The 11,037-nt window shown below is 68.7% G+C and carries 9 protein-coding genes; 3 read left to right on the top strand and 6 right to left on the bottom strand.

The window, feature by feature from the left end; translation table 11 throughout:
- Nucleotides 1-7: 7 nt before the first annotated feature.
- Nucleotides 8-799: a Tat pathway signal sequence domain protein gene (locus tag ACZ48Z_RS30965; protein WP_468739188.1), complete on the bottom strand. Its 792-nt coding sequence runs from the start codon at nucleotides 797-799 to the stop codon at nucleotides 8-10.
- A 4-nt stretch (nucleotides 800-803) separates the two neighbouring features.
- Nucleotides 804-1,982, bottom strand: a complete 1,179-nt coding sequence (locus ACZ48Z_RS30960; RefSeq protein WP_468739187.1) for a glycoside hydrolase family 88/105 protein — start codon at nucleotides 1,980-1,982, stop codon at nucleotides 804-806.
- A 298-nt stretch (nucleotides 1,983-2,280) separates the two neighbouring features.
- Here ACZ48Z_RS30960 and ACZ48Z_RS30955 point away from each other — a divergent pair, with 298 nt between their 5' ends.
- On the top strand, nucleotides 2,281-3,117 hold the full coding sequence (locus tag ACZ48Z_RS30955) for an aldo/keto reductase (RefSeq protein ID WP_468739186.1): 837 nt from the start codon (nucleotides 2,281-2,283) through the stop codon (nucleotides 3,115-3,117).
- Between the two features lie 95 nt (nucleotides 3,118-3,212).
- Here ACZ48Z_RS30955 and ACZ48Z_RS30950 read toward each other — a convergent pair whose 3' ends face one another.
- Together ACZ48Z_RS30950 and ACZ48Z_RS30945 are read right to left on the bottom strand one after the other, a co-directional pair.
- Nucleotides 3,213-3,914, bottom strand: coding sequence for an SDR family oxidoreductase (locus ACZ48Z_RS30950; protein WP_468739185.1), 702 nt, complete (start codon nucleotides 3,912-3,914; stop codon nucleotides 3,213-3,215).
- A gap of 294 nt (nucleotides 3,915-4,208) precedes the next feature.
- Nucleotides 4,209-5,141 (bottom strand): class I SAM-dependent methyltransferase, encoded by a 933-nt coding sequence (locus ACZ48Z_RS30945; RefSeq protein WP_468739184.1) that lies wholly within the window; start codon nucleotides 5,139-5,141, stop codon nucleotides 4,209-4,211.
- A gap of 114 nt (nucleotides 5,142-5,255) precedes the next feature.
- Here ACZ48Z_RS30945 and ACZ48Z_RS30940 point away from each other — a divergent pair, with 114 nt between their 5' ends.
- Nucleotides 5,256-6,068: a phytanoyl-CoA dioxygenase family protein gene (locus tag ACZ48Z_RS30940; protein ID WP_468739183.1), complete on the top strand. Its 813-nt coding sequence runs from the start codon at nucleotides 5,256-5,258 to the stop codon at nucleotides 6,066-6,068.
- Between the two features lie 18 nt (nucleotides 6,069-6,086).
- Here ACZ48Z_RS30940 and ACZ48Z_RS30935 read toward each other — a convergent pair whose 3' ends face one another.
- Together ACZ48Z_RS30935 and ACZ48Z_RS30930 are read right to left on the bottom strand one after the other, a co-directional pair.
- A complete protein-coding gene (locus ACZ48Z_RS30935) occupies nucleotides 6,087-7,802 on the bottom strand; it encodes a glycoside hydrolase family 6 protein (protein ID WP_468739182.1) in 1,716 nt (571 codons plus the stop codon).
- Between the two features lie 65 nt (nucleotides 7,803-7,867).
- Nucleotides 7,868-9,277, bottom strand: coding sequence for a cellulase family glycosylhydrolase (locus ACZ48Z_RS30930; protein WP_468739181.1), 1,410 nt, complete (start codon nucleotides 9,275-9,277; stop codon nucleotides 7,868-7,870).
- A 408-nt stretch (nucleotides 9,278-9,685) separates the two neighbouring features.
- On the opposite strand from ACZ48Z_RS30930, the gene ACZ48Z_RS30925 reads away from it, so the two are divergent.
- The coding region (locus ACZ48Z_RS30925) for a glycoside hydrolase family 48 protein (protein ID WP_468739180.1) at nucleotides 9,686-11,037 on the top strand (1,352 nt) is incomplete at its 3' end.

The following is an 11,037-nucleotide window of genomic DNA, read 5'->3' as shown; positions in this document are numbered from 1 at the left end:
CGGCTCCTCAGACGAGTTGGTAGCCGCGCAGGTTGGTCAGCAGCAGATAGGTGTTCTGGAGAGAGCCGGAGGTGTCGCCGAGGGAGCGGTAGATACCCCACTTCGGGCGGACGCGGTCCGCCAGGAAGGTGTCGACGCCGGTCTTGGACGCGTCGATGACGGTCGAGCCGCCGGACTTCAGGATCCAGCGGACCGAACCCGCCGAGCCGTCGCCGACCTTGATCTGGAAGTCGACGTCGGTCCATTTGTCGTGCAGCGGGTCCAGGTCGGTGCGGCCGACGAGGATGTCGTCGATGGCGAGCTTCAGCTCGATGGTCTGCTTGCCGTTCACCCGGCGCAGGGACTGCACGACGATCGGCGAGGTGCCGTTGCCGGGCTGCTTCATCTGCATGATGTGGGTGAAGGTCGTGGTCGCCTTCAGGGAGCTCGGGATGTACATCGAGTAGGTGAGCCGCCAGGTCTGGCCCTTCGTCCACTTCAGGTAGTCGCCGCCGCTGCCGTTGCGCAGCCCGGTGGCCTCCTGGCGCTGGCGGTCGGTGGAGGTGTCGCGGTCGACGGTGTGCATGTCGAAGCGCCAGTTGTTGCCGGTGGCGTAGATGTGCGGCGATCCGGCGGGGTGCGAGTCGGCGCGGTCGTCCTCGATCGTCTCGAAGGCGCCGAGGCCGTCGCCACTCGCGGACGGGGCCCACTTCTGCTGCCAGGAGGCGGCGTGGGCGGTGGTCGCCTGCGGCAGACCGACCGCGGCCGCCGTGGCACCGCCCAGCGCGGCGCCGAGCAGCACCCTTCGTGATGAGTTCATGACACTAATCACCTCGCAGTTGTTCGTTCATGATCAGGAAGGCGCCCAGGCCGTGGAAGTCGTTCACGGCCCGGGTGCGGGCGACGTAGTACGCGTAGTCGCCGACATTCGTGCCGACCGAGACGTCGGCGAGTTCGGTACGGCCGTCCGAGCCGACCGACAGCTTCGCCAGGACCCCCTGGTAGCCGCGCCGGGCCACGGCGGCGTAGCGCGGGGCCAGATAGCCGCGCTCGGCGCCGCGCGAGAGGGCGTAGGTGAACATGCTGGAGCAGGACGTCTCGGTCCAGTTGTCGCTTCTGCCGCCCTTGTCGATCACCTGGAACCAGCGGCCGGTCGCCGGGTCCTGGTACTTCTCCAACCCGGCCGCCAGCTTCCGCAGGATCGCGAGGAGTTGGGGACGACGCGGCTGGTCCGCCGGGACGGCGTCGAGGACGTTGACGATCGCCATGGAGTACCAGCCGACGGCCCGGCACCAGTGCTCGGGGGCGAGCCCGGTCTCCGGATCGGCCCAGCTCACGCTCCTCGACTCGTCGTAGGCGTGTCTCAGCAGGCCGTTCGCGACCTGGAGGTGGCCGCCGTAGACGGCGAGCTGCCGCGCCGCCTCGGCGTCCGTGCCGGCGCTCTCGCCGAACTCCGCGCCGTACTCGACGAGGAACGGGTTCACCATGTAGACGCCGTCCGCCCAGAGTTGGTGGGCGCGGCTCGCGGTGTCGGCATGCCAGAAGCCGCCGTCGTCCGTGCGCGGGTAGGTGGCGAGGCGGTCGAGGATCTTGCGCGCGGCGGTGCGGTAGCGGACCTCGCCCGTCTCGTGATGGAGGATCACCAGCAGCCGGCCCGCCTGCATGCTGTCCAGGCTGTTGAACGACTGGCCGATGGAGCCGTCGGCACCGACGAACCGGTCGACATAGCTCTTGATGTACGCGAGGTAGCGGGCGTCGTGCGTGCGCCTGTAGGTGAGGTACTGGCCGTAGAGGTACAGGCCGACCGGGTAGGACCAGCCTCCGATGGTGCTCGGTGTGTAGCGGGCCATGGTGGAGTCGACCATGGCGACGGACCAGTCCCGGTCCGGGCCCGGGCCGGTGGCTGGGCCGGTGGGCGGGGGTGCGGCCGCCGGCAGGGTGACCAGGGTCACGGCGGCGAGCGCGAGGGTCGTCAGTGCCGAACGCAGACGACGGCGTCTCATGTTCCTCCCTCTCCGTGAGTCAGGAGACACGGGAAACATCGGATGAAAGCCAACACGGATTCACATACATGAACCGAGTTCATGATTCCGCCCGTTGGCGCGATCCAGAGTCGCGGCAGGACCGCCGACGGTCAATGGTCTGTACCGAAGAGATCGGATGCATTTCCGGCCAATTTCGGCCATCGCCCGCTGACCGGCGGGTCAGTTCGGACGGATTCCGCGGTCAGGAATGCATCACGGCTCGTGATCGTTGACGATGGGAGTGCCATCTGACGACAACCGTAAGGATCAAGAGCTCGTGAGCAGCAAGGTCCCCCCGATCATCCTCAACAACGGCGTCGAGATGCCCCAGCTGGGTTTCGGCGTCTGGCAGGTGCCGGACGACGAGGCTGAGCGCGCGGTCACCACGGCGTTCGAGGCCGGGTACCGCAGCATCGACACAGCGGCGATCTACGGCAATGAAGAGGGCACCGGCAAGGCCATCGCGGCCTCCGGACTGGCCCGTGAGGACATCTTCGTCACCACCAAGCTCTGGAACGGCGACCAGGGCTACGACTCGACTCTGCGCGCCTTCGACACCTCGCTGGACAAGCTCGGCCTGGAGTACGTGGACCTGTATCTGATCCACTGGCCGACGCCCGCCCGCGACCTGTTCGTCGACACCTACAAGGCGTTCGAGAAGCTGCACGCCGACGGCCGCATCAAGGCGATCGGTGTCTCCAACTTCGAACCCGGCCACCTGGAGCGGCTGATCGCCGAGACGTCCGTCGTCCCGGCCGTCGACCAGATCGAACTGCACCCGCACCTTCAGCAGCGGGCGGCCCGCGAGTACCACGCGGAGCAGGGCATCGCCACCGAGGCCTGGTCGCCGCTCGGCTCCGGCAAGGGCCTCCTGGAGGTCCCGGCCATCGTGGCCATCGCCCAGAAGCACGACCGCACCCCGGCCCAGGTCGTGCTGCGCTGGCACCTCCAGCTCGGCAACGTCGTGATCCCGAAGTCCGTGACCCCGTCGCGGATCAAGGAGAACATCGAGGTCTTCGACTTCGCCCTGGACACCGAGGACCTGGCGGCGATCAGCGCGCTCAACGAGGACCGGCGCCTCGGCCCGGACCCCTCGACGTTCAACAGCGCCTGACAGCAGGCCGGTTCGGCCGGCGGTGCGTCACCCCTGCGGCTTGTCGCCGCTCGGGTGACGCACCGCCGGCCGTTGTGCGTGCGGGCGGCCCCGGGTCAGTTGGGCTGCCCGATCGGCCGTACGACGACGGTGTTGATGTCGACGCCCTCGGGCTGCCGTACGGCCCACACGATCGACTCGGCGATCTGGTCGGCGGTGAGGAGATGGCCGGGCGGAAGGCTGCCGTAACTGTCCCAGAACGGCGTCTCCACACGCCCCGGAGCGACCAGGGTGACGCCGACGCCGAACCCGGTGACCTCGCGGCGGGTGTTCTCGGCGAGCCCGGTCACCGCCCACTTGGTCGCCCCGTAGATGTTGCCCGGGGTGTTGACGAACCCGGCGACGCTGCCGATCAGGACGATCCGGCCGCGGGTCTCCTTGAGCGCGTCGATGGAGGCGCGGACGAGGAGTGCGGGGCCGAGGACGTTGGTGAGCACCATCTCGGTCCAGCCGGCCGGGTCGCCCTCGGCGACCGAGTCGTGGGTGGCGAAACCGGCGTTGGCGACGACCGTGTCCAGCCGTCCGAACTCCTTGAGCGTACGGTCGACCGCCGACCGGATGTCGTCGTAGTCGGCGGCGTTCCCGACGAACGTGAGCAGCCCGTCCGGGTTGCCGAGCTCCTCGGCGAAGGCGCGCAGACGCGGCTCACCGCGTCCTGTGACGGCCACCCGGTGCCCGGCGTCGAGCAGTTGCCGCGCGACCGCGGCGCCGATGCCGCTGCCGCCGCCGGTGATGAGCGCGACCGGTGAGTCGGACATGGCTTCCCCCTGTGTTCGGTTGTGATCCCGTGGACGGCAGGGAGTACATCAGTTGGAGCGTTCTCGAAGTCAAGTGCCGCAGGTGCGGCGGTAGTCGGCCGAGGGGACCAGCGCCGCCGCTGTGGGTCGGGCAGATGAGGTGTCGTGAGGTGCAACTCGGTGCCGTCCGGGGTGAATCCGAGGTCGAACACCGGGCCGTCCCCGGCGGGCGGGGTCGCTCTGATCACCGAGTGCCGCAGGCAGTTCGCGGCCGCCCCACGACATGGGGCGGCGCGTCCGGCGGTGCAGCCGGCCTCAGCCGGTCCGCACCGCGGTGTGCACTGTGTGCGCGGCCAGCACGAAGACGTCCGCCCGCCGGTGCACGCTCGCCTCGTCCTCGGGATCCAGCAGCCGGTCGAGTGTCTCGCGGTCGTCCGACTCCAGGTGCTCCCCGAAGACATCCCGCAGCCGCCCGAGCGACGCGGCGATGTAGGCACGGGCGCGGTCGGTCGTCGGCGCGGGCAGGTCCAGCAGGAAACTCCGCGTACCGGTGGGGCGCAGCCCCGCCGAGGCCATCAGCGCGGGCCAGTCCTCGACCTCGGCGACCGCGTCGGACAGCCCCGTCCGCATCTCGGCGAACCACTCCTCCTCCAGCGCGTCGAGCCGTGCCTGGAGTCCGGGCCGGCCGATCCCGATGTCGCGGGGCAGGAAACGCGCCGGCAGCCCGCCCTCCATCAGCGCGAGCGTGCCGCCACGGGCGAGCCGTGCGGCGAACGCAGCGATTCCGGCCCGCTGGTCGCCGAGGTGGTGCAGACTCCGGCTGGCCCACAGCAGGTCGACGGGGTAGTCCAACTCATCGAGGGCTCCGGGCAGTTGACCGGCGACGGTGCCGAAGCGGTCGGCGACGCCCAGCCGGGCGGCCCGGGCCAGGGCGCGTTCCAGGAGCGGCTCGGCTCCGTCGACGGCGACGACCCTGGCCCCCGGGAACGCCTCGGCGAGCAGACAGGACAGCACCCCCGGTCCACTGCCCGCGTCGACGATCAGCCCCGGCTCGGTCTGCTTGTGCCCGAGCCAGGCCAGGGCCCGCTCGTACAGGGGCGTGAACAGCTCCGCCTGGGTCTCCAGGTGCTGGGCCATCCTGGACCAGTCGATGTCGGTGTGGTCGTGGTGCTGGTGACCGTGGGTGCCACCGTTACCGTGCTCTTCGTGATCGTGCTCTTCGTGATCGTGATCGTGATCGTGCGCCATGGTGTCAGCCTCTCCTCGGGATGCCGCCAGCGTGCGCCGACGCACCGCGAAGGGGCCGGCACTGTTGCCGTGACAGCAAAAGAGGATGGCAAAGCGGACGCAAAGGAAAAGGGGATGCGTCCGGCATCGTGTGTCCTCCACGATGACCCCATGGACGACGAACTGGTGGAACGCTTCCTCGACGACGGATTCGTGAAGATCGAGGGAGCCTTCGCGCCCCGCGTCGCCCAGCACTGCGCGTCGCTGCTGTGGCGGGAGACGGGCTACGCCCCCGAGGACCGGGCCTCCTGGAAGGACCCGGTGGTGTGGGTGGCCGACATGGCGCAGGGCCCGTTCGCGGCGGCCGCCAACTCCCCTGCCCTGCATGAGGCGTTCGACCTGCTGGTGGGCGAGAACCGCTGGCAGGCCCGCTATTCGCTGGGCAGCTTCCCTTTGCGGTTTCCGCACGCCGAGGAACCGGACGACGCGGGCTGGCACATCGAGGGAAGCTACCTTCCCGAGGACGCGCCCGTCGGCCGATATCACACCAACCTGCGCTCCAGGGACCGCGCGCTGCTGATGCTGTTCCTGTTCAGCGAGGTCACCGAGGCCGACGCCCCGACCCGGATCAGGGTGGGCTCCCACCTCGACGTACCGCCGATCCTGGAGCCGTACGGCGAACAGGGTGCGTCGTTCCTGGAGTTGGGCCCGAAGGTGGACAAGGCCTCAGCGCATCGCCCGCTCGCCCACGCCACCGGCGGCCCCGGGGACGTCTACCTCTGCCATCCCTTCCTGGTCCACGCGGCCCAGCCGCACCACGGCACGCGCCCCCGTTTCATGGCACAGCCACCGCTGCTCCCGTCGGTTCCCCATGAGCTGGAGCGAACCGACGGGGACTACTCAGCGGTGGAGTTCGCGATCCGCCGGGGCCTGGCCCAGGACAACTGACCAGACCCCGGCACGACGTCAGAGCGCCGGGTACGCGTTCTTCATGAGCTCCTGGAACTGCGCCGAGAACCAGTGCCCCGACAGCGGGGCGTTCGGCAGCGCACCGGACATGTTGTTGTTGTTCCGCGGATTGCCGGTGTACGTCGGGTCGCACATCCGGTCGAAGCCCTTGCCCTCGTCGTTCGCGATCGCCGAGCTGGACCCGTCCGACTCGCCCGGAGGCTTGATCCACACGTAGGCGTCGATCCCGGCGGCCGGGCTGGCCTTCGGCCGCTCACCGAGACCGGCACCCGCCTGGTTGCACCAGTTGCCGACGTGGATGCGCCGGTCGAGCTTGCCGCCGTTGACGTAGGTGTCCACGTCCGTCATGGCACCGGGGCCGGTGGGCCGGGCGGTGCCGCCCCAGCCGTTGCGGGAGGTGTCGATCAGCATGCCGACGCCCGAGGGGAAGCCCTGGTTCACGGCCTCCTGCCGGAACGCCTGCGCGTAGGAGAGCTCGTCGACGTACCGGTTCCAGTCGACCCACTTGGACTCGCGCACGGACTTGCCGTTCACGGAGTCGTTGATGGTGAAGTTCGGCTCCTTCAGCGCACTGTAGTTGGCGGTGTTGGTGATGAAGCCCTGCACGTCGTTGACGGTGGCGCCCTCGGCGGTGGCCGCCTGCTTGATGGTCTGGACGGTCGCGGAGAAGTTGTCGTCCCAGCCGAGCCAGCCGTGGTGCCCGGCGTCCACGTAGTTGTAGACGTTGGGGGCGTCACCGAGCTTGTTGAGCGCGTAGCCGACGCCCTTGACGTAGTTGCCGTTGGCCTTCATCGTGTCGCAGTTCGCGGTGGCGGTGGCTCGCGGCGTGACGTTGGTGACGAGGTTCGGCAGCGAGTCGAGCTCGACCGTGTTGACGATCCGCAGCGAGGCGTACTTGGGGTCGGCGAGAATCGCGGCGATCGGGTCGATGTACTGCGTCTTGTACTTGTCGATCTCCGTGGGGCCCAGTTCGCCGTTGGAGGCGAGGGCCGAGCAGTCGCGTCCGGGCAGGTCGTAGATGACCAGCTGGACGACGAGCTCTCCCGAGCCCTTCTGCTTCAGTGCCTCGTCGAGGTGGGCGCGCAGGCCCATCTTGCCGCCGGCGCCGTTGATCGCGGCGATCCGGTCCAGCCACACGCCGGTGGGCTGGTTGGAGATGCGGCTGCCGCCCGGCTCGGCGGCGGCGTTGGCGGCCCACTCGGGGTTCACGTACACCTTGGCGCCCGCGTACGGGTTGTCGACCCGGGTGCCGGGGGTGCCGGGGTCGGTCGGGCCCGGGTCGGTGGGGCCGCCGCCGTCGACGTTGCAGGTCACCCCGTCGAGGGTGAAGGTGGTCGGCAGGGCGTTGGTGCCGCTGTAGGTGCCCTGGAAGCCGAAACTGACCGAACCGCCGGTGGCGAGCGTGCCGTTGTAGCTCTCGTTGGCGGCGGTGACGGCGGTCCCGCTCTGGCTGATCTTGGAGTTCCAGAAGTTGGTGACCTTCTGGTTCCCGGCGTACGACCACTTCAGCGCCCAACTCGACTTGGCGGCGCTGTTGTTGGTGATGGTGACGGCGGCGGTGAAGCCGGTGTCCCACTGGTTCTGCACCTTGTAGTCCACGGCGCAGGGGACGGCGGCGAGGCCTGCGTCCCCGGGGGCCACGGCGAGCGCGGTCCCGGAGGCCCCGGCGACGAGCGCCAGGGCAGCGAGGAGCGCTGTTCTCGTACGGCTCATGAGTGAGGGTTTCCTTCTCGGTCGCGGGTGTTGTCCGTCGAGCGGGTGGTGCCGTTGAGGGGGTGCTATCCGTTCAGGGCGCGCAGATGGTCACGCAGCCCGGTCCCGAACGCTGTCGGTGTGCCGTCGTAGCTGCTGATCAGGGACGGTCCGGAGGAGCAGTCCCAGGTGTTCCAGGTCCAGCCGAGATACGACAGGGAGCGGTCGTCGAACCACTTCATGACCTGGTCGATGAAGCCGTGGGAGCAGGTGTTCTCGCCGATCTCCCCCGCCATGAGGGGGACTTGGGCGGCCACCGGGGCGAGCGTGGAGTTCCAGCAGCTCTCGTTGGAGCAGGCGTTGAAGTTGTACACGTGCCAGGCGGCGCCCAGATTGCCCGTCGGGTCGGTGGGCTTGTGGGTCAGCCACTGGCTCAGGTCGTTGGACCAGGTGATCCCGCCGGCCAGGATCACGTTCGTGGCGCCGGTGCTGCGGACACTGTCGACGAGATCCTGCATACCGGCGACCTCGTACCCGATGCCGGGGCAGGTTCCGCCGTCCCGCCAGCACTGCCACGCCTGGGTGGTCGTGGAGGTGGCGCGGTCCGGGTAGGGCTCGTTGAACAGGTCGAAGACGACGGTCCTGTCGCCCTTGAAGGTGTTCGCCACCGAGGTCCAGAAGGCGGGTGTGTACTGCATGTCGGGCATCGGCTTCTGGCAGCTGGCGTGCACGTCGGAGCAGCCGGCGGAGTTGCCGGTGTACTGCCCGTAGGTCCAGTGGAGTTCGACCACGGGTGTCAGGCCGTGGGCCTTGACCCTGGCCACCAGGTCCTTGACGGCGTTGATGTAGTTGGTCCCGGCGTAGGCCGGGTTGATGTTGGACAGGCCCAGCCAGCACTCCTCGTTGAGAGGGATGCGGACCGTGTTCGCCTTCCAGTCGGCGATCGCCTTCACCGAGGCGTCGTCGACCGGACCGTCGAAGATGCCGCGGCCCTGGACGCACATGAACTCGCCGCCGGACCGGTTCACACCCAGGAGTCGGCGGGTACCCCCGTTCGCGTCCACGAGCTTGTTGCCCAGGACGCGCAGGACGGGGGGTGCCGTGTCCTCAGGATTCGTCGGGTCCGGAGTGGGGGACGGCCCGGTGTCCGTGTTGCAGACCGTGCCGTTGAGCTTGAACGAGGTGGGTACGGCGTTGCTCCCGGACGAGGACGCGATGAATCCGGCGCTGACGCTCGCTCCGCTGCCCAGCGAGCCGTTGTAGCTCTCGTTGGCCGCGGTGACCGTCGTACCGGACTGGGACCATTTCGCGTTCCAGCCCTGGGTGAGCTTCTGGCCGCCGGCGAAGTCGAAGGTGAGGCTCCAACTGGTCACGGAGGCCATGTTGTTGGTGATTTTCACGGAGCCCTGGAAGCCGCTGCCCCACTGGCTGGTGACGGAGTACTCCACCGAGCAGGCGGGGGTGGCACCGGACGCCGTGACCACCGGTACGGTCACGGCCCCGATGAGGGAGATCGCGCCGACGGCGGCTACTGCGCCTACCCGGGGGATGAGCCCCGGACCCCCGGCCGACAAACGGGCCGGCCGACGTGACCGGCGCGTCCGTCGCGGGGCGGGCCTGAGTAAAGGTACTGAACGCGGGGGGTGTCGCATGAGCGACTCCTTGCAGATCAGCGCGCCGTAACGGACGCGTCGACTGATGGAACCGCTCCCACTGGTGTCCAAGAAGTTAGCGCCAAGTGACGGCAAAGAACAGAGGCGTCACTTGACTTTTCCGGGGCCACATTCGTCGAATCTTTTCGACTCTTCAAGCGTCTTGACCCCTCACACCCTCATCCTCACTATGGGAGCGCTCCCACTGGTTCAAGCCTTGACTTCTCCGAGCCGCACAAGGAGGAACCAGCAATGCCCCCCACGAGGAGACACCGGCCTGCCCGGCGATTGTGGACCGCTGTCGTGGCGGCCCTGGCACTGCCGTTCGCGATGCTGAGCGCGGCTTCAACTCCCGCACAAGCAGCGGCAGTTCAGTGCAGCGTCGACTACAAAACCAATGACTGGGGCTCCGGTTTCACCGCGGATCTGACGATCACCAACCGCGGCGCGGACGCCATCAACGGCTGGACGCTCACGTACAGCTATGCCGGCAACCAGAAGCTGAGCAACGGCTGGAACGGCACCTGGACCCAGTCCGGCCAGGCCGTCTCCGTCACCGCTGCCACGTACAACGCGAACATCGCCGCGGGCGCCGCCGTCACCACCGGGGCGCAGTTCAGCTACAGCGGCACCAACGCCGCCCCGACCAACTTCGCGATCAACGGCACGAGTTGCACCGGCGCGCACCAGCCGCCGATCACGGTCCTGACCAGCCCGGCCGCGGGCGCGGCCTACACCCAGGGCACGGCCGTTCCGCTCGCCGCGACGGCCGCCGCCGCGGACAACGCGACCATCAGCAAGATGGAGTTCTACGACAACACCACACTGCTGGGCACCGACACGACGGCGCCGTACTCGCTCTCGGTCTCAAGTTTGACCGTGGGCAGTCATTCGCTGCTGGCGAAGGCGTACGACAGCCTGGGCGCGTCCGGTGAGTCCACGCCCGTGGGCATCACGGTCGTCTCGGGTCCCGCGATCGTCGCGTCGGCCACCCAGGTGCCCGTCCAGCAGGGCAAGACGGGCACGTACACGCTGAAGCTGTCGACGCAGCCCTCGGCCAACGTGACGGTCACGACCGCCCGCACCAGCGGCAACACGGGCCTCACGGTGACCGGCGGGGCCTCGCTCACCTTCACCCCGTCCAACTGGAGCACCGCGCAGACGGTGACCATCACGGGCAACGCCTCCGGCACCGGTGCGGCGACCTTCGAGTCGACGGCGACCGGGCACGCCAAGGCCTCGGTGACGGTCACCCAGATCGCGGCGACGGGCACGTACAACGCCCGCTTCCTGGATCTGTACGGCAAGATCACCAACCCGGCGAACGGCTACTTCTCCCCCGAGGGCATCCCCTACCACTCGGTCGAGACGCTGATCGTCGAGGCGCCGGACCAGGGCCACGAGACCACCTCGGAGGCGTACAGCTACCTCCTGTGGCTGCAGGCCATGTACGGCAAGGTGACGGGCGACTGGTCCAAGTTCAACGGGGCCTGGGACATCATGGAGAAATACATGATCCCCACCCACGCCGACCAGCCGACCAACTCCTTCTACAACGCCTCCAAGCCGGCCACCTACGCGCCCGAGCTGGACACCCCCAACGA

It is taken from the genome of Streptomyces sp. NPDC031225 (assembly GCF_055570355.1).
The sequence above is the reverse complement of the archived record's forward strand: the minus strand, read 5'-3'. Positions and strand labels throughout refer to the sequence as shown.